Raw genomic sequence first — 406 nt, 5'->3', positions numbered from 1 at the left:
TGTCCTCGATGCCGCCGGGCACGAGGCCCACCTGGTCGCCGTCGGGGTCGGTGTCGTTCGCCAGCGCCGCGACCGAGACCGTACGACCGGGCCGCACGGTGACCTCGTCGTCGACGGCGACCGGCGGCTGGTTCGTCTCCGCGGGCCGGGCGATGCCGACCTGGACCGTCCCCGTGGCGGTCGCGCCGCGTGCGTCGAGCACGGCGTAGGTGAACGTGTCGTGACCGCTCGCGTTCTTCGACGCGGTGTACTCGATCATGCCGTCGACGACCTGGGCGGTGCCCTGGGACGCGGGGCTCGCGATGCCCGTGACCTGGACCGAGTCGCCGTCGGGGTCGATCCCGTCGAGGGGGACCGCGATCCGCACGCTCGCGCCGGACAGGACGCGGGCCTCGATCTCGCGGGG

Annotated in this window: 1 protein-coding gene; it reads right to left on the bottom strand. The window is 74.1% G+C overall.

Annotated features, from left to right (window positions below; translation table 11 throughout):
• A partial coding sequence (locus GJV82_RS19705) for an Ig-like domain-containing protein (RefSeq protein WP_196217323.1) occupies positions 1 to 406 on the bottom strand: 406 nt, incomplete at both ends.

Source organism: Cellulosimicrobium composti, assembly GCF_009711085.1.
GTDB classification, from domain to species: Bacteria; Actinomycetota; Actinomycetes; order Actinomycetales; family Cellulomonadaceae; genus Cellulosimicrobium; species Cellulosimicrobium composti.
The sequence above is the reverse complement of the archived record's forward strand: the minus strand, read 5'-3'. Positions and strand labels throughout refer to the sequence as shown.